Consider the following 21581-nt stretch of genomic DNA (forward strand, 5'->3'; position numbering starts at 1 on the left):
AAAAACGGGCCTTCGGGCCCGTTTTCTTTTTTGCGGCGCTGGATCGGCGGAAAGCCGTGGCGCGGATATTCCCGGCTTGCGCCTGCTTTCTTCAGCGCCGCCAACCATCACGTGCGCTATTCAGGCAGAACCGCAATGGCCTCGATCTCCACCAGCACTTGCGGATGGAACAGCGACTCGACACCGATCAATGCACTGGCGGGAGGCCTGCTCCTATCTATCCAGCGGTCGCGCACGGCGCGGATACCTTCCAACTGTCGGGGCTGATAGCCACGGACGTAGATAGTCAGGCGTGCAACGTTGGAGAAGTCCGCATCCGCTGCCTTCAGCGTCGCGCTCAGGTTCTCCATTACCTGCTGCATCTGGCCCTCCAGCGTCGTGGCCACCACCGAGCCGTCCAGCCCCAATGGAACGTGTCCGGAGAGCAGCATCAGCCTGCCCTTCTCCACCAGCATCGCCTGGGAAATTCCGGGTATTACGGCGCCTGGCGGATTGACCGCGCGCATTGATACGGCCCCCTGCCCCGCGCCGACATGACCCGCACAGCCACCGAGGACCGGGGCCAACAGGAACCACAACGTCCTCATGTTCATTCTCCGCTGGCCTCCAACGCACCTATGAGCTGGTCGACTTCGATGGACTGGCCGAAGTGATGCACTACCTCCGCAAGCACATGGTGTCGCTGTTCCGAGGTGAAGGCCGCCGTCGCATCGGCCACCAGCACGGCGTTGTAGCCCAGGTCGTGGGCGGCTCGCAGCGTTGATTCCACGCAAACGTGCAGAGCGAAGCCCGCGATCAGCAGCGTGTCGATCCCCTGATTGCGCAGATAGCTGTCGAGATTGGAGCCAGAGAAGGCGCTGGCGCCCTGACGGCCCGATATGACGAACTCACCCGCCTGCGGGATGAAGGGAGCCATGAAGGACGCACCCACGCCTCTGAATGTACCTACCCGCGGGATGGCTTCCCTCAGGCCGGAGCCGGCCTGGCCCAGTTCCGGATAGCCCTCGGTGAAATTCAGCCCCGCATGAATGACCGGCAGACCGGCTTTCCTGACGCCGGCCAGCAAGCGCCGGCTGGCCTCCACCGCCCTGTCGAACTGCTCGCGGTCCTGCATCAGGTGATGCAGCTTGCCGCTTGGGTCGAGCCACTCATGCTGATATTCGACCAGCAACAATGCCGCCTTGCCCTCACCGCCCAATCGCTCGGGTTCGACCCCCGAGCCCGAATCCCGGGCAGCCACGCCCCCGGCCGTGGAGAGCAGGGCCAGCAGTACAGCCAAGCGAGGGAGAGCAAAGTTTTTTCGAGTCGTCATGGATGTTTCCCTTTCGTCCGGGGGCGACCCTGCCTGCACCAGCGCACGTCTCGCCCGAAATCTTCACTACCGAACCCGGCGGCACTCGCCTCCGGGCAATCGGAAGCCTAGGAAACATCTTTCCTTGCAACTATAGTCACGATCTCAATATCAAATTGCATAGTTGCAATCATGCTGGATGATCTGGCTTTTTTCGTTGCTATCGTCGAAGCGGGGAGCCTCAGCGCCGCTGCGCAGCAGGCTGGAATGCCTGCGTCGACCCTGACCCGTCGCCTGCAGAAACTGGAAAGGTCGCTGGGCTGCCGCCTGCTGCACCGCAGCGCCCGGCGCATGCTGCCGATAGCCGAAGGGTGGCAGTACTACGAGCAATGCCGTCCCCTGGTCCAGGCTCTGCTGCAAACCACCGCGCGCCTGGACGACACGCTCAACCAGGCGGCAGGCGTGCTGCGGGTTCTGGCTCCCGTCAACCTCGCCAACGGTCTTCTGGCCCCGGCCTGGACAGGCTTCCTGGAGCGCTACCCGGCAATCCGCCTGGAGCTGCAACTGAGCAACAGGACCGAGGACCTGGTTGGCAGCCATGGAGATCTGGCCATCCGGACGGGAGTGCAAAACGACTCCTCGCTCAATCAACGCAAGCTGGGAGCGATAGCAGCCCGGTTGGTCGCGGCGCCCGCCTATCTCGCCAGGCGCGGCCTCCCCGAGCAGCCTGAACAGCTGGCGCTGCATGATCTGCTGGTGGCCGAGCCGCTGGCGTTCTGGTCGCTTCGACATCGCTCCGGGACCGGGCAGTTCAAGTTCAGCCCCACGGCGCGAGTGCGCGTGAACGACCTCCAGCTGGCAGTGAATGCCGCCCTGTCCGGCCTTGGCATCCTCTTCTGCCCGCTGAATCTCTGTCATGCGGAACTGGCGAGAGGCGAACTGGTGGAGGTACTGCCGGACTGGCAGGCCCCTTCCCGCGACATCTACGCGATATGGCCACAACGGCGCTTCGTGCCCGCGCGCGTACGGGCACTGATCGAATACCTGGTGGAGTTTGCTGCCGGAGAACCGCTTTTCGTCACTGGGTAAGGCCCGGACCTCATACCGAGGATGACGCGTCCTCACCGCGCGCCCCAGCCACATGGGGAACGGGTCAGCGGGCCCGTTTTTCTTTTCGTCTGGCGATGCTACTTGTAGGGGCGAATTCATTCGCCAAGCAGCTCGAAGAGCTGCCATTGGAAATCCGCACGGGGCACGACCACCCTCACCCCCGGCCCCTCTCCCAGAGGGAGAGGGGTGACTCACGCCGGCACCGCCCTGCCCTGGCACATCTCCTATCGGGGCACTCTTCCTGTGGGGGCGAATTCATTCGCTGCAGATCGAAGATCTGCCGTAGGTTGGTCCGAGGAACGAGGCCCAACGTTGCGGCCTCTATCGTTGGGCTTAGCTTCGCTCTAGCGGAACGCCGCCCGCCACAACCTACCTACCCTCCCAACCCCTGCAGGCCCTAGCCCGATTTCTTCACAATCGCCTCGGCAATGCTCGCCGGCACCTCGGCATAGCGAGCGAACTCCATGGAGAAGCTGGCGCGGCCCTGGGACATGGAACGCACGTCGGTGGCGTAGCCGAACATTTCACCCAGGGGTACTTCGGCGCGGATGATCTTGCCGGACACGCTATCGTCCATGCCATGGATCAGGCCACGGCGGCGGTTGAGGTCGCCCATGATGTCGCCCATGTAATCCTCGGGTGTCACCACTTCCAGCTTCATCACCGGTTCCAGCAGGACTGCGCCGCCTTTCTGCGAGAGCTGCTTGGTGGCCATGGAGGCGGCGATCTTGAACGCCATCTCGCTGGAGTCCACGTCGTGGGAGGAACCGTCGAACACCGCCGCCTTCAGTCCGATCAGCGGATAGCCGGCGAGCACGCCGTTCTTCATCTGCTCCTCGATGCCTTTCTGGATGGCCGGGACGAACTCGCGGGGCACGACACCACCCACCACCTCATTGACGAAGACCAACCCCTCCTGCCCTTCGTCCGCCGGGGCAAAGCGAATCCAGCAGTGGCCGTACTGGCCGCGGCCGCCGGACTGGCGAACGAACTTGCCCTCGATCTCGCAGGTCTTGCGGATCGTCTCGCGGTAGGCCACCTGGGGCTTGCCGGTATTGGCCTCGACATTGAACTCGCGCTTCATGCGGTCGACGATGATGTCCAGGTGCAATTCGCCCATGCCGGAGATGATGGTCTGTCCGGTTTCCTCGTCTGTCTTGACCCGGAATGACGGGTCTTCCTGGGCAAGCCTGCCAAGGGCGATACCCATCTTTTCCTGGTCGGCCTTGGTCTTGGGCTCTACCGCGATGGAAATCACCGGTTCAGGAAAGTCCATGCGCTCGAGGATGATCGGCTTGTTCAGGTCGCAGAGGGTGTCGCCGGTGGTGACGTCCTTCATGCCGATCAGCGCAGCGATATCCCCAGCGCGCACTTCCTTGATCTCCGCGCGGTGGTTGGCGTGCATCTGCACCATGCGGCCGACGCGCTCCTTCTTGCCCTTCACCGAGTTGAGCACGGCATCCCCCGAGCTCAGCACGCCGGAATAGACGCGAACGAAGGTCAGGGTGCCGACGAAGGGGTCGGTGGCGATCTTGAAGGCCAGGGACGAGAAGGGTTCGGTGTCGTCGGCGTGACGTTCGTCTTCCTTCTCCGGGTCGTCCGGATGGGTGCCGCGAATCGAGGGGATTTCAGTGGGCGCCGGCAGCAACTCGACCACGGAATCCAGCACCAGCGGCACGCCCTTGTTCTTGAACGACGAGCCACACACGGCCGGCACCACGTCGCAGGACAGGGTGCGAATGCGCAGGCCGGTCTTGATTTCCTCCTCGGAAAGATCGCCGCTGTCGAGGTACTTGGTCATCAGCTCCTCATTGGCCTCGGCCGCCGCTTCCAGCATCACGTTGTGCCAGTGATCGGCCTCTTCTCGCAGTTCGGCGGGAATCTCCTCCTCGCGGAAACTGGCGCCCTGGTCGGCGTCGTTCCAGTAGATGGCTTTCATGCGGATCAGGTCGATCTGGCCGTTGAAGTTCTCTTCCTGGCCGATAGGCAGCTGGATCGGCACCGGCGTGTGGCCGAGGCGCTTCTTGATCTGCTCCACCACCCGCAGGAAGTCGGCGCCGGCGCGGTCCATCTTGTTCACGTAGGCAATGCGCGGCACGTGGTACTTGTCGGCCTGGCGCCAGACGGTCTCGGACTGCGGCTCCACGCCATCGGCGCCACTGAACACCACCACCGCGCCATCCAGCACGCGCAGGGAACGCTCGACCTCGATGGTGAAGTCGACGTGGCCGGGGGTGTCGATGATGTTGATGCGGAACTTGTCGAGCTGCTTGCGCGAACCGCTCCAGAACGCCGTGGTGGCCGCCGAGGTGATGGTGATGCCGCGCTCCTGCTCCTGGACCATCCAGTCCATGGTCGCGGCGCCGTCATGCACCTCGCCCATCTTGTGGTTGACCCCGGTGTAGTAGAGAACCCGTTCGGTGGTGGTGGTCTTGCCGGCATCCACGTGGGCCACTATGCCGATGTTGCGGTAGTGGCTGATGGGGGTTGTACGGGCCATGGCGATCACCTCCGTGCGGGTTATGGGTTATGGCAGGGCCGCACGCACTCCGGCGGTGCCACCGGCACCGGGTTCGAGTACAAGGGTTGTGGGCGAATGGCCTGCTGCACGGGAATGGCAGTCCCCAAGGCCGCACGTCCCCTCCCCTAACGCTAGCACCGCCTCGACCACGCTACTGGCCACTCATCCGCTAGTCCGGGTGGACGATGCCGCTCCGCGCGCCAGGCCGCATGGTCTGGGCGCCTCCATAAAAACAAGGACCTTGCCGTGGAAAAGATCATCTACACCCTGTGGCGCGCCCCGCAGGACAGCGTCGAAAACTTCTCGCAGAAACTGCGCGGCGTAGTCGCCGAACAGCTGTTCACTCTGGGCGCACGAGGCCTGCAGGTGAACCTGGCGGATGCCGACGTCGCCCCTGCCGCCGGGCTGCGCCAGGAGAACAACCGTCCGCTGCCGGACGCCACCCTGTCGCTCTGGGTCGACAGCGCCAACGCCGACGTCCGCCGCCCGTTCGATGACGTCCTCAACGCCGTTTCCAGCCGGCTGGCGGCCTATCTGGTGTGCGAATCGGTGGCGATTCGCAATACCCGTTTCCCGGCCCATCCCGGCCAGCGTACCCACGGTTTCTCGCAAATCGCCTTCCTCAGCTGCCCGCCGCGCCTGACGCGCGATGCCTGGCTGGATATCTGGCGCACCCATCACACCCGGGTCGCCATCGACACCCAGGACAACTTCCTCTACGTGCAGAACCTGGTGGTGCGTGCCCTGACCCACGGCGCCACGCCAGTGGATGCGATAGTCGAGGAGGCCTTCCCGCCGGCCGCCATGACCAACCCCATGGCGTTCTTCGATGCCGCGGGCGATGAAGTGAAATTCCAGAAGAACCTGGCGGCGATGATGGACAGCTGCAATCGCTTCATCGACTTCGACAAGCTCGATGTCCTGCCCACCAGCCAGTACCTGCTCAAGGCAGCCGCCGCGCTTTGAGCCCAAGGGGAGCGGCCGCTGGTGCTGCTCCCCTTCAAGGGCTGGACGCTTTACAGGCCGCCGAGCAGACGCCGGAACTCCTGCTCCGAATAACCACGCAATGTCTGCGTCCTGACATTGCCCAACTGGCCCGTCTTGAGCAGCAAGGTGGTCGCCGCTTCCTCATCCCCCTCGACTATCAGCACCAGGTCGTAGCTGCCTACCGTCCAGTAGACGGTCTTGACCGAAAGACCAAGCTGCTCGGCCAACCCTTTGAAGGCGACGAAGCGATCCGGGGAATCCTTGACGCTGCGAATACCCTGGTCGGTGAAGCTCGCCAGCGTGATGAACGTAGCCATACGCGCGCTCCTGTTGGAGGGCGACGGTCGGGATTGCGGAAGTCACAGCACTGGAAGAAGGCCGCCACTCTTCCCGCCATGCATGCCCATCCGGCGCAACGCGCCACGGGCCCTGTCGACAGCGAGCTTCCGACGACCTCCACAAGGTAGGAATAGCACTCCCGGAACGGCGCGCATGACCACTGATCCACTGTCCGCCGGGCAGGCGCGGGAGGCCGACCTATACTTTCAGGCCCGGAAGGCTCGAGGGCCTGCCGCGATAGCCGCCAGGCACTGGCGGGCCCAAACAGCCAGACAAAGGAGGACGTACATGGCAATCCGCATTGGTGACGAAGCACCCGACTTCACCGTGGACAGCACCGAAGGCACCATCAATTTCCACCAGTGGATCGGTGACCAGTGGGCCATCCTGTTCTCCCACCCGAAGGACTTCACGCCGGTCTGCACCACCGAGCTGGGCTACATGGCCAAGCTCAAGCCCGAGTTCGACAAGCGCAATACCAAGGTCATCGGCCTGTCCGTGGACCCGGTCAGCGATCACCGCAAGTGGGTCGGTGATATCGAGGAAACCCAGGGCCATGCGGTCAACTACCCGATGATCGGCGACGAGAATCTGGTGGTGGCCAAGCTCTACGACATGATCCACCCCAATGCCAGCGCCGGCCCCCGCACCGCAGTGGATAACGCCACGGTGCGTTCGGTGTTCCTCATTGGCCCGGACAAGAAGGTCAAGGCCATGTTGGTCTACCCGATGAGCGCCGGCCGCAACTTCGACGAAGTGCTGCGCCTGCTGGATTCGCTGCAGCTCAACGCCAAGCACACGGTGGCGACACCGGTGAACTGGCGCCCCGGTGAGGACGTGATCATCCCCACCTCGGTCTCCGACGAAGACGCGAAGAAGAAGTACCCGGACGGCTACAAGACCCTGAAGCCGTACCTGCGGGTCGTCGCCCAGCCGAAATGACCGGTCGCGCCCTCCCCGGGAGGGCGCGCCACGGGCTGCCATACTGTCCTGCATGGTCAGGGCAACGTTCCGATTCTACGAAGAGCTCAATGACTTCCTGCCCGCCGAGCGGCGCCGGCAGGCCTTCAGCTGTGCCTGCGCGCGGGCGGCTACGGTCAAGCACATGATCGAGGCGCTGGGCGTGCCGCACACCGAAGTCGAACTGGTGCTGCTCAATGGCGAGTCGGTCGGTTTCGAGCGGGTGATTCTCGATGGCGACCGGGTGGCCGTCTATCCCAAGTTCGAAACGCTGGACATCAGCCCCCTGCTCAAGGTCCGCGCACGCCCGCTGCGGGTACTGCGCTTCGTAGCCGACGCCCACCTGGGCGGCCTCGCCAGCCTGTTGCGCATGTGCGGTTTCGACACCCTCTACGACAACGGCTTCGAGGATGGCCAGATCGCCGAGATTTCCGCCCATGAAGGGCGCATCGTGCTGACCCGCGACCGCGAGCTGCTCAAGCGCCGCATCATCACCCACGGCTGCTACGTGCATGCTCTGAAACCCTCGCTGCAACTGCGGGAGCTGTTCGAACGGCTGGACCTGGCCCGCAGCGCCAATCCCTTCAGCATCTGCCTGCACTGCAACCATCCGCTCCAGGAGATCGCTCCGGAGCTCGCCCGCCCCCGTGTGCCGCCCCGCATCGGTGCGCTCTATTCGCGCTTCCTCAGCTGTACGGCCTGCGACCGGCTGTATTGGGAAGGCTCCCATTGGCGCAGCATGTGCACGCTGCTCGCTCCCTTGTTGGCTGTGGATAAGTCCAGCGAAGGCTGAGCCCCGCATACCCACAAAAACGGTGGATGAAGCTGTGGATAAGCTGTCGGGAGATGGCCAGGCGCCAGGTCTGGCGGGGGGCTGCTTGGGTTGGGTCAATTTCTGAGCTATTACAAGCGGTTAGCTGTAGCGCGGACTTCGCCGTAGGGTGCGCCATGCGCACCGGTTCCTCGCCGGGCGCGAAGTGAGTGTCAGCCGGAAACACCGCTGGTGCGCGCGGCGCACCCTACGAGGGGTGCTTACTCATCCTGGAAACATCCGCGCCCGTCTCGACTGCTGCCCAACAGGCGTTGCCGCCGGCTGGCGGATCAGCGCCGCGCGCCATTCATTGGCGGTGGCCGGATCGGCGTCCTGCAGCAGGTTCACCTTGCCCGCCACCAGCGTCGCCACCGGCACGCCATCGCGGAACAGCAGGCGATTGCCCGCCACCGCCGGCACCTTGGTGCCGTTGAGCAAGGTCCCCAGCAGATTCAGCGGATCGCAGGCCGAGAGGCTGGTCAGGTGTCCAGCCAACGGACGCTTGCGCACTTCGCGCAGCAGTCCCACGGCTTCCGGCAGGGCGAACTGTTCGCCGGAGACGCCGGCCACGAAGCGCCCGCCCCGGATCTCGCCGCGCGCTTCCAGACGGTGGTAGACCCGCAGCAGGTCGCGCCAGGGCGGCAGCCAATTGGCCTCGCGCTCAAGCAGGCGCCAGCCCACCACGCCATATCGGCGCAACAAGGTCCGGGCCACGTGTTCCAGGGCATCGGCCGGAACCTTGCCAGTGCCCTCTTCGGCCTTGCCGCGCAGCAGTGCCCAGCGCCCGGCGTCCTGCATGTTGGCCAGGGCCAGGCGTGCACGGCGGTCATGCCGGCTGCGCCGGGCCGCCGGCAGCAACAGCGAGCGCAGGCCGGCGAAACTATCGGCATTGGCTAGGCCCAGAGCCACCAGTTCACCGAGGCAATCCTCCAGCTCACTGCGCAGCAGATGGGCCTCGTCCATCAATTCGTCGAAGAACAACGCGCCCTGCCCGGCCAGCACCTGGCGCACCCGCTCGGCACGCGGCGAAGGTTCGGGGGTCGGCGCATCCTGCAGGCAGGCACGCCAGAGCCCCAGGTTCTTGCGCGGCAGCAAGAGGATGGGCGTACCACGCACCGGCCCTGCGGCCTTGCCGCGTCCACCCAGACGGCACCAGACCACCCGGCCGGCACGGCAGAGATCGTCCAGCCAGTTGATCCCGTAGTCGGCCACCCGGCTGGGAAGAATCTCGCTTTCCCAGGCAGCGGCGGCGGCCTCGAAACCTTCCAGTTGCCCCAGCACCATCGCCAGGGCTTCGGCGCCACGGACCTGGGTTGCCGGGGCGATGCGCTGCCAGTCGAACAGGAAACGCATGAAATCGGCCCGCTCCACCGGCTCGATCTCGCGGCGCAGGCGCTTGACGGTGTAGCGATGAATGCGCGCCAGCAGATGGCGCTCGCACCATTCCTCTTCCACCGTGCCCGGCGTGAAACGACCGCGCAGCACCTGCCCTTCGCGCTCCAGGCTGGCCAGGGCAACGCCGAGCATCGCAGGAGACTGGCGCAGGTCGCTGGCCAGCCGCGCCAGGAACAGCGGGCCGAAGCCACCCATGCGAGCGCGCACGACCTCCACCAACGCCGCCTCGGCTTCCCAGGCAGATGTGAATCCCTCCGGCGCGGCGATAGCCGGATTGAGCACGGCATCGGGATAAATCGCGTGAAACTGTTCCAGACGCTCGGCCGCCACCCACATTGCCGGTTTGCCTTCCAGTTGCAGACAGCTCGCCCGACGGGCCTTGGCCAATTGCGCCAGCCAGCCGGACCAGCCGTCATTGGCCTGCACCTCTGCGTGGGTGATACAGGCCAGGGCGAGCAGCGCTTCGTGCATCTCGTCGGCATCGCGCACCTGTGGCCAGGCTTCTTCGGCCACCGCGGCGATGGCTTCCAGATCCAGCGCCCCCAGATCGTCGGCGGACTCCGGATCACTCCAGCGGCGCTGCTGCACAGCCTGGGTACGTCGCTCTTCCAGCGGAGCGTCATCGAGGTAGGCATAGGGCCGCGCCCCGAGAATTTCTGCCGCCAGGGGGGATGGCGCCGGCAGGTCGCGGGCGACCAGTTGCACCTCGCCACGCTCCATGCGTCGCAGCAGGGCCAGCCAGCCCTCGGCATCCATGGCCTCGTGCAGGCAGTCATCAAGGGTCTGGGCCACCAGCGGGTGATCGGGAATCTCGCGCTCGCCCACGAGGTTTTCCTGGCAGGCCACCTGGTCGGGGAAGACGCTGGCCAGCAGGTCTTCGCTGCGCATGCGCTGGATCTGTGGCGCAACCTTGCGACCGCCGGAGTAGCGTGGCAAAGCCAGTGCCGCAGAAGCGTTCCAGCGCCAGCGCACGCCGAACAGCGGCGCATCGAGAATGGCCTGGATCAGGATGTGTTCGGCACTGTTGGAATGCAGATAGCGCCAGACTTCCTCCAGCGGGAAGCTGTGGCTGGTGGCGAGCGATAGGATCAGCGCATCTTCCGTGGCCGCCGCCTGCAATTCGAAGTTGAAACTGCGGCAGAAGCGCTTGCGCAACGCCAATCCCCAGGCCCGATTGAGACGGCTGCCAAAGGGCGAATGGATGATCAGCTGCATGCCGCCGGATTCATCGAAGAAGCGCTCCATCACCAGCCGCTGCTGGGTCGGCAGCGCCCCCAGCGCAGCCCGTGCCCGCGCCAGGTACTCGACAATCTGCCGCGCCGCCGCCTCGCTGAGGCCGACTTCTTCGCGCAATGCCTCGATCGCCCGCTCGCTCTGCTCCCCTCTCCCGCTTGCGGGAGAGGGGCCGGGGGTGAGGGTGTCCTGGTCCGGCTCGGACTCCGCTAACGAGTCCTCCACCATCCCCCGCAACCTCGCCACCCCTGCCGACAACTCATCCGTACGCCCCGGCGCTTCCCCCAGCCAGAAGGGAATGTTCGGCGGCTGGCCCTGGGCGTCCTCCACCCGCACCCGCCCCGGTTCCACGCGAAGGATGCGATAGGACTGGTTGCCCAGCTGGAACACGTCGCCGGCCAGGCTCTCCACGGCGAAGTCCTCGTGCACGCTGCCCACCGGAACGCCCTGGGGTTCCAGCACCACCGCGTAGTCGGCGGTCTCGGGAATCGCGCCACCGGAGGTGATGGCCGTCAGGCGCGCGGAACGGCGTCCGCGCAGACGGCGATTCACCGCATCGCGATGCAGGTAGGCGCCACGCACACCCTGGCGGCCGTTGAAGCCCTCGGAGAGCATCTTCACCAGGGCATCAAACTGCGCCCGCGCGAGGTCCTCGTAGGGCATGGCGCGAGTCATCAGCCGATACAGCTCATCCTCGCCCCACTCCTGACTGGCCACTTCGGCCACCATCTGCTGGGCCAGCACGTCCAGAGGCGCATGGGGGATGACCAGTGCGTCCAGTTCGTCGCGGCGCACACAATCCAGCAACGCCGCGCATTCGATCAGGTCGTCCCGCGATTGCGGAAACAGCCGCCCCTTGGGCGTGCCGCCGACGCTGTGGCCGGAGCGGCCGACTCGCTGCAGGAAGGCGGCGATGCTGCGTGGCGAGCCGAGCTGGCAGACCAGTTCGACATCACCGATATCGATGCCCAGCTCCAGCGACGCCGTCGCCACCAGCACCTTGAGATCACCCCGCTTGAGCCGCTGCTCCGCATCCAGCCTGAGTTCCCGCGCCAGGCTTCCATGGTGTGCGGCGACCGCGGCATTGCCGAGGCGCTCGGAGAGGTGGCGGCTGGCGCGCTCTGCCAGCCGGCGGGTGTTGACGAACACCAGGGTGGTGCGATGGTCGGCCACCAGCTCGGCCAGCCGGTCGTAGACCTTCTCCCAGGCTTCATTGCTCAGCACCGCTTCCAGCGGCACGGGGGGCACTTCGATGGCGAGGTCGCGCTCGCGGCTGTAACCCACGTCCACCAGGGTGCAGGCATCGCGCCCCTGGCCCATGAGAAAGGCCGCCACGCGCTCGATGGGCTTCTGCGTGGCCGACAGGCCGATGCGCTGCAAGCTGCGCCCGCACAGCGACTCCAGACGTTCGGCGCTGAGCATCAGGTGGCTGCCGCGCTTACTGCCGGCGATGGCATGGATTTCGTCGATGATCAGGCTGCGACACCCGGCCAGCATGGCGCGGCCGGATTCCGAGCCCAGCAGGATGTAGAGCGATTCCGGCGTGGTAACCAGGATGTGCGGCGGGCGCTTGCGCATGGCGTCGCGCTCGGCCTGGGGCGTATCGCCAGTGCGCACGGCGGTGCGGATATCCACATCCGCCAGGCCCTGCCGCGCCAGCTCGGCACGAATGCCGGCCAGCGGTTCTTCCAGGTTGATTCGGATGTCGTTGGACAACGCCTTCAACGGCGAGACGTAGACCACCGTGCAACGATCCTGCAGGCCGCCGTGTTTCAGCCCCTCGTGGACCAGTTCATCGATGGCCGAGAGAAAGGCGGTAAGTGTCTTGCCCGAGCCGGTGGGTGCGGCCACCAGCGTACTCGCCCCAGCCCGGATGGCCGGCCAGGCGAGGGCCTGGGCCGGCGTCGGGGCGGGGAAGCTGGCGCGGAACCAGGCGGCGACAGCCGGGTGAAAGCCCTCCAGCGCGGCCGGTGCGGATCGGCGAGTCGAAGTCATGGCACTCACTATGGTGGGCGCCCGACAGCGACTCAAGGAGGCCGGACCGATGGTCGCCCGCCACGGCGGCAGGTCGTTGCCCGCAGACGGCAAGCGCCTGCCGCCGGAGTGGCACACCAGTACCTCGAAGCCCAGCAAGCATGGGCCTTTCAGCCAGCTGGCCCAAATAATGCTGAACAGGCGGTCAGATCGCGCAGAGGAACTGCCATGACCACCATTTCCAGCAACTCGGCCCTGGCCAGCTATCTGGGGCTCGCCTCCAGGAGCAATGCCAGCAACACGGCCGACACCGCTCCCACCAGCACCAGCGCTGGCAAGAGCGAAGACAAGTCGACCACCACCCAGGACCCGGTCGGCGACCTGCGGCGCTACGCCAACGCCCTGATCGCCCAGAGCCGTGGCGGCCTGTTCCGCGCCATGAGCGGCGGCGGCAACGCCATCAGTGGCACCCAGACCGGCAGTACCCGACCGACCGAAACCACGCAGCCCAGCACCGACGCCAACAGAATCCAGCTTCCCGACGTGTCGGAACTGGAACGCGACGATGCGCTGAAGCTGAAAGACAAGGTGCAGAAGCTGATCGATGCCGGCTTCGACGAGAAGGACAGTGGCATCGGCTTCATCGGTTACGACGGCGACAAGCAGACCACGTCCCTGACCACTTACCGCGACTGGTTGCAGGCCAAAGGCGGGGTCAGCATCTACGTCTGACGGGGCACGCCGCTTATCGGCTGCACCCCCTCGGCCCGCAATGGACCATTGGCTGGCCACTAGACTGAAAGTGTCCTGCGATTGCGGGACACGGAAGGAGCCTCTCCAGCCATCACAACCCGGCTGCCGCGGCTCCTTCCATTGCCCCTACGGCTCCCGTCGCCGCATTTCGCTGTCGCTCCGGCCAGATGGTTGCCCACTTGCCAGAGGAGCACAGGCGATGGACGAATCCAGACTCAACGACTTCATGGGCAAGCTGGTTACCGACATGGGTGGCGCAGCGATGCTCGCCAACATCATCCTCGGCGACGAACTCGGCCTCTATCGCGCCATGGCCGACAGCCAGCCGGTCACTCCTGAAGAACTGGCCACCCGGACAGGCTGCAACGCTCGCCTGCTGCGTGAATGGCTGAGCGCCCACGCCGCGTCCGGCTACATGGAACACGACAACGGGCGTTTCCGCCTTCCCGAGGAACAGGCCCTGGCCCTGGCGGTGGAAGACTCGCCGGTGTACGTGGCGGGCGGAGCTTCGGTCATCGCCGCCCTCTTCCATGACAAGGACAAGGTGGTGAAAGCCATGCGCGGCGATGGCGGACTGGCCTGGGGCGATCACCATCCCTGCATGTTCAGCGGCACCGAGCGCTTCTTCCGGCCCGGCTACCGCGCGCATCTCGTAAACGAATGGTTGCCAGCCCTGGATGGCGTCGTCGACAAGCTCAAGGCCGGTGCCAAGGTAGCCGACGTCGGCTGCGGCCACGGTGCCTCCACCGTGATCCTGGCGCAGGCCTTTCCCGCCTCGCGCTTCATCGGCTTCGACTACCACGGTCCCTCCATCGAAACCGCGAACCAGCGGGCGAAGGACGGGGGCGTGGCGGACCGAGCCACCTTCGTCCAGGCCAGCGCCAAAGACTATCCGGAAGACGGCTTCGACCTGATCTGCTATTTCGACTGCCTGCACGACATGGGCGACCCGGTAGGTGCGGCCAAACACGCCTGGCAGACGCTGAAACCCGGTGGCACCGTGCTGCTGGTCGAGCCCTACGCCAACGACCAGCTCGACGACAACGCCACCCCGGTGGGTCGCCTGTTCTACTCGGCCTCCACCTTCATCTGCACGCCCAACTCGCTGTCCCAGGAAGTGGGCCTCGGCCTTGGCGCCCAGGCCGGCGAGGCACGCCTGCGCAAGGTGTTCGAAGAGGCCGGTTTCAGCCAGTTCCGCCGAGCCACGGAGACGCCGTTCAACCTGATCCTGGAAGCACGCAAGTGAGGTAGCCGGTGGGCGGCAACCCGGCCGCCCACGACTCCACGGGCTTGAACATCTCCAAGAAAGTCCTTGTCAGACAGACAGTAATCTCGCTATTACGCTGAATCATGACTGCCGAAGCTATCCTGCAATAAATCCTTAACCTCGTAGTGCCCAGATAAGAAACACCGCCTCAACCTGCGCCATGGATCACGGCGCCCCGCATTCCGCCGCGTCGGCCGACCGGCCCTCCGGCATCGTTGCAAGGAAATTCCGCATGCCCAGAAGACAAGTCATCAATGCCCAGGTCAGCCCCAAGGGCGCCCTCGACACCCTCTCCCAGTTGGAAGTGCAGCAGCTCAGCGAAGCCGGCTCCGGCCGCATGTACCAGCTCTTCCGCCAGTGCGCCCTGGCCATCCTCAATACCGGCGCCCATAGCGACAACGCCAAGACCATCCTCGACGCCTACAAGGACTTCGAAGTCCGCATCCACCAGCAGGACCGCGGCGTACGCCTGGAACTGATCAACGCCCCTGCCGACGCCTTCGTCGACGGTGAGATGATCGCCAGCACCCGCGAGATGCTGTTCAGTGCCCTGCGCGACATCGTCCACACCGAGAACGAACTGAAGAGCCACCGCTTCGACCTGGACAGTTCCGAAGGCATTACCGACTACGTGTTCCATCTGCTGCGCAACGCCCGCACCCTGCGCGCCGGCGTGGAGCCGAAGATCGTCGTGTGCTGGGGCGGCCACTCCATCAGCACCGAGGAATACCAGTACACCAAGAAGGTCGGCCACGAGCTCGGCCTGCGTCATCTGGACGTCTGCACCGGCTGCGGCCCAGGTGTGATGAAGGGCCCGATGAAGGGCGCCACCATCGGCCATGCCAAGCAGCGCACCCACGGCGGTCGCTACCTCGGCCTGACCGAGCCCGGCATCATCGCTGCCGAAGCGCCCAATCCGATCGTCAACGAACTGGTGATCCTGCCGGACATCGAGAAGCGCCTGGAGGCCTTCGTTCGCGTCGGTCACGGCATCATCATCTTCCCGGGCGGCGCCGGTACGGCCGAGGAATTCCTCTACCTGCTGGGCATCCTGATGCACCCGGACAACCAGGACCTGCCCTTCCCTCTCGTGCTCACCGGGCCGAAGAGCGCCGCCGCCTACCTGGAGCAGTTGCACGCCTTCGTCGGCGCCACGCTGGGCGAAGCCGCGCAGAGCCGCTACAAGATCATCATCGACGACCCGGCTGCGGTCGCCATCGAGATGGCCCAAGGCCTGAAGGCGGTCAAGCAGTTCCGCCGCGAGCGCAACGACGCCTTCCACTACAACTGGTTGCTGAAGATCGACGAGCGCTTCCAGCACCCGTTCGAACCCACCCACGAGAACATGGCCAGCCTCGAACTGCGCCGCGACCTGCCGCCCCACGAGCTGGCTGCCAACCTGCGTCGGGCCTTTTCCGGCATCGTTGCCGGTAACGTGAAAGACAAGGGCATTCGCCTGATCGAGCAGTACGGCCCCTACGAAATCCACGGCGACGCCGCGGTGATGCAGCCGCTGGACGACCTGCTCAAGGCCTTCGTCCGTCAGCACCGGATGAAACTCCCTGGCGGCGCGGCCTATGTGCCTTGCTACCGGGTGGTGCAAAGTCACGTGGCGGAGCTGGCAGGCTGAGTTCCCACGGAAACACAATTGCGGATTCGGTCCGCAACCTTGTAGGGGCGAATTTATTCGCCAAGGGCAACGCAGTTGCCCCTAACGCTACTGGGCAGGCCGTTGGCCTGCCTGGCGAATGAATTCGCCCCTACAGGAAAAGCCATCGGCGCTATTCCGGCCCCCCAAATGGTGACCCCCATCATTCGCCCCAGGACGTGACACGAGGCACCACGGTCGCGGGATGGCCCGCTCGGGGCTAGGCTCTCCGGGACGCTCGACAGGGGGAAAAGCGCCATGCGATCCAGCCTCGCCACCGGTGTGACACGCCGGGAAATCTGGGCCTGGGCGATGTTCGACTTCGCCAATTCCGGCTACACCACGGTGATCATCACCGCCGTTTTCAATGCCTACTTCGTCGCCGTCGTGGCCGAAGGCAAACCCTGGGGCACCCTGGCCTGGACCACTACGCTGGCCATTTCCTATGCCCTGGTGATTCTCACCGCGCCACTGATCGGTGCCTATGCAGACGCCACTGCACGCAAGAAACGCCTGCTGCTGTTCAGCACCCTCGGCTGCGTGATTTTTACCGCCGCGCTGGCCCTGGCCGGACCGGGCGCCATGGCCCTGGCGGTGTTGTTCGTGGTGCTGTCGAACTTCTGCTTCGGCACCGGGGAAAACCTGATCGCCGCCTTCCTTCCCGAACTCGCTCGCGATAATGCACTGGGCCGGGTGTCCGGTTGGGGCTGGGGGCTGGGTTACATCGGCGGGCTGGTCAGCCTCGGTGCCTGCCTGGGCTATGTCAGCTGGGCCCAGGGGCAGGGACAGACTGCCGCACAGTTCGTGCCGGTGTGCGTGGTCATCACCGCCCTGCTCTTCGCCCTCGCCAGCACGCCGACCTTCCTCTACCTGAAGGAGCGCAGCCAGCCGCAACCTGCCGTGACGGGCGGCGCCTGGGCACGCTTCGCCCAGACCATGCGCGAAGCCAGACACTACCGCGACCTGATGCGGTTCCTGGCCTGCACGGTCTGCTACCAGGCGGGTATCGCCGCGGTGATCAGCCTGGCCGCCATCTACGCCAACCAGGTGATGGGGTTCAACACCCAGGACACCTTGCTGCTGATCTTCGTCGTCAACATCACCGCTTCGATCGGGGCCGTGCTGTTCGGTTGGCTGCAGGATCGCATCGGCCATCGCCCCACCCTGGCGCTGACCTTGCTGGGCTGGCTGGCCATGGTCGGCATGATCTGGCTGGCCAGCGGCCCGACCCTGTTCTGGGCCGCCGCCAATATCGCCGGCCTGTGCATGGGTGCCAGCCAGTCGGCGGGGCGTGCCATCGTCGGCCTGCTAGCCCCGCCCACGCGGCTGGCGGAGTTCTACGGGCTCTGGGGCCAGGCGGTGAAACTCTCCGCCATCCTCGGCCCAATGACCTATGGCCTGGCCAGTTGGCTGTCCGGCGGCGACCACCGCCTGGCCATGCTGATCACCGGCAGCTATTTCGTCGTCGGGCTGCTGCTTCTGGCCAGCGTGCGCCTGGAGCGCGGGCGACGCGCAGCGCTGGCCGGTTGAGGCTTTACACGCCAAACCAGTTCAACGCCGCCGGGCTGGTGTTCAGGTAGAGATGCTTGAGCTCGCTGAACTCCTCCAGCCCGGCCCGCGACAGCTCACGACCAATCCCGCTGGACTTGTAGCCACCCCAGGGCGCCTGGGGGAAGGCGGCGTTGTAGTCGTTGATCCACACCGTGCCGGCCCGCAGCTGGCGAGCCACGCGATGGGCCTTGGCGAGGTCGCGGGTCCAGACACCGGCAGCCAGGCCGAAGGGCGTGTCATTGGCCAGTTGCAGTGCCTCGGCCTCACCCTCGAAGCGCTCCACCGTGATCACCGGGCCGAAGATTTCCTCGCGGGCGATACGCATTCCCGCGCGCACCTTGCCCAGCAACGTGGGCTCCAGCCAGAAGCCCCGCTCAAAACCCTCGCCCTGCGGAATCCGCCCGCCGGCCAGGAGCTGGGCGCCTTCTTCCAGCGCGCCGTTCACCATGCCCAGAACCTGATCGCGCTGGCTGGCGGAGATCACCGGCCCCATCTGCGTACCGTCGGCCAGCCCGTCGCCCAGGCGAATGCGCCGCACCCGGTCGGCCAGCGCCTGGACGAAATCATCATGGATGCCAGCTTCCACCAACAGTCGAGAACCCGCCGAGCAGACCTGGCCGGCGTTGAAGTAAACGGCGTTGAGCGCCTGGTCCAGCGCCACTTCGAAATCGGCATCGGCGAAGACGATGTTGGGATTCTTGCCGCCCAGCTCCAGAGCCACCCGCTTGAAGTTGCCACTGGCCGCGCGCATCACTTTGCCGCCTGCCGTTGCGCCTCCGGTCAGGGACACCAGGTCGACATCCGGGCTCGCGGCCAGCCGCTCGCCGATCTCACCCGGGCCGGTGAGCAGGTTGAACACACCCGCCGGCAAACCCACTTGCTCGATCAGCTCGCACAAGCGCAAGGCGGTCAGCGGCGTCAGGCTGCTCGGCTTGACCACCAGGGTGTTGCCGGCGGCGAGGGCCGGGGCGACCTTCCAGGCCAGTTGCAGCAGCGGATAGTTCCAGGGCGCGATCAGTGCGCAGACACCCACCGGCTCGCGCTGGTTGAGGCTGATGACATGGGCGGGCGCGTGGGTGTTGACCGTCCCGCCCTCGCCTTCCAGCAAGGCGGCATAGAAGCGGAAGGTTGCCACCACACTGGCCACGTCACCCTGGCTCTCGCCGAGGGTCTTGCCGGCATTGAGGGTTTCCAGGCGTGCCAGGTGCGCGCCATCGACCTCGATTGAGTCGGCGATACGCCGCAGGATCGCGGCCCGCTCGCAGACACCGAGCCAGGGCCATTCACCCTGATCGAAGGCACGGCGCGCAGCATCGATCGCCAGGTCGGCATCCGCCGCAGCGGCGACCGCCACCTGTGCCAGCTCCACCTCGTTGGCAGGGTTGAGCACTGCTCGCAGTCGGGGTTCGACGGGATCACGCCACTGGCCGTCGATGAAGAGTTGATGGTTCGCCATGGGTATCTCCTGGGTTCGGATTGAAGGTGGCGTCACTGTCAGCCAGCCGGCCAGGTGGTGGTTGATGGAATGCGGCGAAACCCTGGCGCATTGCGTCGGTTGAACGAACGCGCCAGCAGAAGTCGTTCCGCATCAAGTCGCCCGACTCCGGCTCCCTAGACTCGAACCCAGCAACCCACCCCGCATGGAGACCCCATGGACAAGCTCGATCACTGGCAGGCGCGGATCGACCTCGCCTGCGCCTTTCGCTGGGCCGCCCGCCTGGGGCTGCACGAGGCGATCGCCAACCATTTCAGCCTGGCGGTGTCCGCCGATGGCCGGCAGTTCCTGATCAACCCCTACGGCAAGCACTTCTCGGAAATCCGCGCCAGCGACCTGATCCTGGTGGACGCCGACGACCCGAGCACCCTCGACCGTCCCGACGCCCCGGACATCACCGCCTGGGCCCTGCACGGCGCCCTGCACCGCAACCAACCCCAGGCACGCTGCGTGCTGCACACCCACTCGAAGTACGCCACCGCCCTGGCCTGCCTGGCCGACTCGCACCTGCCGCCAATCGAGCAGAACTGCATGCGCTTCTTCGAACGGGTAGCGATAGACGAGGGCTTCGACGGCATGGGCCTGGGCGATGAAGCGGAACGGGTCAGCCGCCTGCTCGACGGCAAGCCGGTGCTGCTGATGGGTAACCACGGCGTGATGGTCGCCGCCACCAGCGTGGCCCAGGCCTTCGACGACCTCTACTACTTCGAGCGCGCCTGCGAGACCTACATCACCGCACTGGCCACCGGCCGACCGTTGCGCATCGCCAGCGACGAGGTGGCGCGCAAGACGGCGCGGCAATGGCTGGAGTATCCGGACTTCGCCGAGAAGCACTTTGCGGCGCTCAGGCGGATGCTGGATCGGGAAGAGGTGGAGTATCGGTTGTAGCCCTCTCCCCCGGCCCCCGCTCTGCGCCCCGGCCTGATCGCTTCGCGCTCAGTCGTTCATCGGCACCAGAAGCGGTGCTTCTGAAAGCGTGCCTCTTCACCCCGCAAGCGGGCGAGGGGTGACTCACACTGGCAGTTCCGCGCACTACCTGTAGGGGCGAATTCATTCGCCAAGCAGGCCGAAGGTCTGCCCTTGGGAGTTCGAGCGGGGCCTACTCCCCTCACCCCAACCCTCTCCCGAAGGGAGAGGGAGCTGTCCGCGCTCGGATTGGAATCTCTGTGGGGGCGATTTCAATCGCTAAAGCAGATCGCAGATCCGCCCTTCCCTACGCCCCCTGCCGCGTCAGCGGCTGGCGCATCACCGGGGCGGTCCAGGTCTGGCTGCGGTCTTCGCTGGGAGGACAACCGAAGCGGGCGCGGTAGGCGCGAGAGAAATGCTCCAGGGAACCGAAGCCGGAGCTGGCGGCCACCTGGGCAACGCTGAGGTTGGTCTGTTGCAGCAGGTTGTGGGCACGGGCCAGACGCAGGGCGATGTAGTACTTCAGCGGCGAGAGCCCGGTGTGCTGCTTGAACTGGCGCTCCAGTTGCCGGCGCGACAGGCCGACGCGGCTGGCGATGGCCTCGCAGTCCAGGGGTTCTTCCAGGGTCTGTTCCATCAGCCTGACGGCGCGGCGCAGCTTGCCCTCGTGCAGCGGTTCGCCCTTCTGGCCATCGTCCAGCTGGCTCTCCGTCGGCGCACGCACCTGCCCCACCAGCAGGTGCATGCCGATCTCCCGGGACAGGTCAGCGTCGACCCGGCTGCCCAGCCAGGTCAACATCATGTCCAGGGTGGCGGCGGCACCGGCGCAAGTCAGACGCTGGCGATCCAGGCAATAGAGCTGGGCGCGGGAGCGCACCTTGGGATAACTCTCCTGGAAACCCGGCAGGTTGTCCCAGTGCACGGCGGCGTCATAGCCGTCCAGCACACCAGCGGCGGCCAGCAGCTCGGTGCCGGTTTCCACTCCCACCAGCACGGCGCCGAACAGCGCCTGCTTGCGCAGCCAGCTCTTCAGCAGGTTATTGCGGCGGTGCCGGTGCACATCGAAGCTGGCGATGACGAAACAGAGGTCGAACTCCTGCTCCGGGCTGATGCCCGCCTCCACCTGGCTCGACAGGCCATTGCTGGCCTGTACCGGCTGGCCGTCCAGCGACAACAGGGTCCACTGGAACAGCGGCTTCTGACTCAGCCAGTTGGCGATGGCCAGCGGTTCGGCGACAGCCGCCAATCCCAGGCTGGGGAATGACGGCAACAGCAACAGGCCGACGCGCAGTGTGCTGTCGCCGGCCAGCGGGCGTTCCCGGGTGTTCAGGCCTTCCACG

Annotated in this window: 16 protein-coding genes; 9 read left to right on the forward strand and 7 right to left on the reverse strand. The window is 65.7% G+C overall.

Going from position 1 to position 21581, the window contains the following annotated elements; genetic code table 11:
• Positions 1-116: 116 nt before the first annotated feature.
• Positions 117-587 (reverse strand): RidA family protein, encoded by a 471-nt coding sequence (locus tag MnOB_RS09425; protein WP_199824512.1) that lies wholly within the window; start codon positions 585-587, stop codon positions 117-119.
• Positions 588-589: 2 nt separating this feature from the next.
• Positions 590-1312 (reverse strand): cysteine hydrolase family protein, encoded by a 723-nt coding sequence (locus MnOB_RS09430; RefSeq protein ID WP_077523966.1) that lies wholly within the window; start codon positions 1310-1312, stop codon positions 590-592.
• A gap of 171 nt (positions 1313-1483) precedes the next feature.
• On the opposite strand from MnOB_RS09430, the gene MnOB_RS09435 reads away from it, so the two are divergent.
• Positions 1484-2380 carry a LysR family transcriptional regulator gene (locus MnOB_RS09435; RefSeq protein WP_077523967.1) on the forward strand — a complete coding sequence of 299 codons (897 nt, stop codon included), beginning with the start codon at positions 1484-1486 and terminating at the stop codon, positions 2378-2380.
• 418 nt (positions 2381-2798) lie between these two features.
• Here the strand turns inward: MnOB_RS09435 and fusA are convergent, their stop codons facing one another.
• Positions 2799-4901, reverse strand: a complete 2103-nt coding sequence (gene fusA / locus MnOB_RS09440; protein ID WP_077523968.1) for an elongation factor G — start codon at positions 4899-4901, stop codon at positions 2799-2801.
• A gap of 267 nt (positions 4902-5168) precedes the next feature.
• Between fusA and MnOB_RS09445 the strand changes: the two genes are divergently transcribed.
• Entirely contained in the window at positions 5169-5888 is a 720-nt protein-coding gene (locus tag MnOB_RS09445; protein ID WP_077523969.1) for an EthD domain-containing protein, read from the forward strand.
• A 50-nt stretch (positions 5889-5938) separates the two neighbouring features.
• On the opposite strand, the gene MnOB_RS09450 is transcribed toward MnOB_RS09445, so the two are convergent.
• Complete coding sequence (locus MnOB_RS09450) at positions 5939-6226, reverse strand: GYD domain-containing protein (RefSeq protein WP_077523970.1); 288 nt, start codon at positions 6224-6226, stop codon at positions 5939-5941.
• A 310-nt stretch (positions 6227-6536) separates the two neighbouring features.
• Here MnOB_RS09450 and MnOB_RS09455 point away from each other — a divergent pair, with 310 nt between their 5' ends.
• The gene (locus MnOB_RS09455; protein WP_077523971.1) at positions 6537-7190 is read left to right on the forward strand and encodes a peroxiredoxin; all 654 of its coding nucleotides are present in this window, start codon (positions 6537-6539) and stop codon (positions 7188-7190) included.
• A gap of 52 nt (positions 7191-7242) precedes the next feature.
• A complete protein-coding gene (locus MnOB_RS09460; RefSeq protein ID WP_077523972.1) occupies positions 7243-8001 on the forward strand; it encodes a Mut7-C RNAse domain-containing protein in 759 nt (252 codons plus the stop codon).
• A 243-nt stretch (positions 8002-8244) separates the two neighbouring features.
• Here MnOB_RS09460 and MnOB_RS09465 read toward each other — a convergent pair whose 3' ends face one another.
• Positions 8245-12642, reverse strand: a complete 4398-nt coding sequence (locus MnOB_RS09465) for a DEAD/DEAH box helicase (RefSeq protein ID WP_077523973.1) — start codon at positions 12640-12642, stop codon at positions 8245-8247.
• A 207-nt stretch (positions 12643-12849) separates the two neighbouring features.
• Here MnOB_RS09465 and MnOB_RS09470 point away from each other — a divergent pair, with 207 nt between their 5' ends.
• The 4 genes from MnOB_RS09470 to MnOB_RS09485 all read left to right on the forward strand — a co-directional run bounded on the left by MnOB_RS09470 (position 12850) and on the right by MnOB_RS09485 (position 17819).
• On the forward strand, positions 12850-13353 hold the full coding sequence (locus MnOB_RS09470) for a hypothetical protein (RefSeq protein ID WP_077523974.1): 504 nt from the start codon (positions 12850-12852) through the stop codon (positions 13351-13353).
• Positions 13354-13573: 220 nt separating this feature from the next.
• Positions 13574-14620, forward strand: coding sequence for a class I SAM-dependent methyltransferase (locus MnOB_RS09475; RefSeq protein WP_077523975.1), 1047 nt, complete (start codon positions 13574-13576; stop codon positions 14618-14620).
• 253 nt (positions 14621-14873) lie between these two features.
• The gene (ppnN, locus tag MnOB_RS09480; protein ID WP_077523976.1) at positions 14874-16271 is read left to right on the forward strand and encodes a nucleotide 5'-monophosphate nucleosidase PpnN; all 1398 of its coding nucleotides are present in this window, start codon (positions 14874-14876) and stop codon (positions 16269-16271) included.
• A gap of 276 nt (positions 16272-16547) precedes the next feature.
• Positions 16548-17819 carry an MFS transporter gene (locus MnOB_RS09485; RefSeq protein ID WP_077523977.1) on the forward strand — a complete coding sequence of 424 codons (1272 nt, stop codon included), beginning with the start codon at positions 16548-16550 and terminating at the stop codon, positions 17817-17819.
• Between the two features lie 4 nt (positions 17820-17823).
• Here the strand turns inward: MnOB_RS09485 and MnOB_RS09490 are convergent, their stop codons facing one another.
• Positions 17824-19296, reverse strand: coding sequence for an aldehyde dehydrogenase family protein (locus tag MnOB_RS09490; RefSeq protein WP_077523978.1), 1473 nt, complete (start codon positions 19294-19296; stop codon positions 17824-17826).
• A gap of 195 nt (positions 19297-19491) precedes the next feature.
• On the opposite strand from MnOB_RS09490, the gene MnOB_RS09495 reads away from it, so the two are divergent.
• Complete coding sequence (locus MnOB_RS09495; RefSeq protein WP_077523979.1) at positions 19492-20223, forward strand: class II aldolase and adducin N-terminal domain-containing protein; 732 nt, start codon at positions 19492-19494, stop codon at positions 20221-20223.
• Between the two features lie 325 nt (positions 20224-20548).
• Here the strand turns inward: MnOB_RS09495 and MnOB_RS09500 are convergent, their stop codons facing one another.
• Complete coding sequence (locus MnOB_RS09500; RefSeq protein WP_077523980.1) at positions 20549-21580, reverse strand: GlxA family transcriptional regulator; 1032 nt, start codon at positions 21578-21580, stop codon at positions 20549-20551.
• Between the last annotated feature and the right edge of the window lies 1 nt (position 21581).

This window comes from Metapseudomonas resinovorans (assembly GCF_002003485.1).
Classification (GTDB): Bacteria; Pseudomonadota; Gammaproteobacteria; order Pseudomonadales; family Pseudomonadaceae; genus Metapseudomonas; species Metapseudomonas resinovorans_D.

Coding starts and splice junctions, on each gene's coding strand:
- MnOB_RS09455 (WP_077523971.1), top strand. CDS start 6,537: ATGGCAATCCGCATTGGTGACGAAGCACCCGACTTCACCGTGGACAGC.
- MnOB_RS09495 (WP_077523979.1), top strand. CDS start 19,492: ATGGACAAGCTCGATCACTGGCAGGCGCGGATCGACCTCGCCTGCGCC.
- MnOB_RS09485 (WP_077523977.1), top strand. CDS start 16,548: ATGCGATCCAGCCTCGCCACCGGTGTGACACGCCGGGAAATCTGGGCC.
- MnOB_RS09470 (WP_077523974.1), top strand. CDS start 12,850: ATGACCACCATTTCCAGCAACTCGGCCCTGGCCAGCTATCTGGGGCTC.
- MnOB_RS09475 (WP_077523975.1), top strand. CDS start 13,574: ATGGACGAATCCAGACTCAACGACTTCATGGGCAAGCTGGTTACCGAC.
- MnOB_RS09430 (WP_077523966.1), bottom strand. CDS start 1,312: ATGACGACTCGAAAAAACTTTGCTCTCCCTCGCTTGGCTGTACTGCTG.
- MnOB_RS09435 (WP_077523967.1), top strand. CDS start 1,484: ATGCTGGATGATCTGGCTTTTTTCGTTGCTATCGTCGAAGCGGGGAGC.
- MnOB_RS09450 (WP_077523970.1), bottom strand. CDS start 6,226: ATGGCTACGTTCATCACGCTGGCGAGCTTCACCGACCAGGGTATTCGC.
- MnOB_RS09490 (WP_077523978.1), bottom strand. CDS start 19,296: ATGGCGAACCATCAACTCTTCATCGACGGCCAGTGGCGTGATCCCGTC.
- MnOB_RS09460 (WP_077523972.1), top strand. CDS start 7,243: ATGGTCAGGGCAACGTTCCGATTCTACGAAGAGCTCAATGACTTCCTG.
- MnOB_RS09465 (WP_077523973.1), bottom strand. CDS start 12,642: ATGACTTCGACTCGCCGATCCGCACCGGCCGCGCTGGAGGGCTTTCAC.
- fusA (WP_077523968.1), bottom strand. CDS start 4,901: ATGGCCCGTACAACCCCCATCAGCCACTACCGCAACATCGGCATAGTG.
- ppnN (WP_077523976.1), top strand. CDS start 14,874: ATGCCCAGAAGACAAGTCATCAATGCCCAGGTCAGCCCCAAGGGCGCC.
- MnOB_RS09425 (WP_199824512.1), bottom strand. CDS start 587: ATGAGGACGTTGTGGTTCCTGTTGGCCCCGGTCCTCGGTGGCTGTGCG.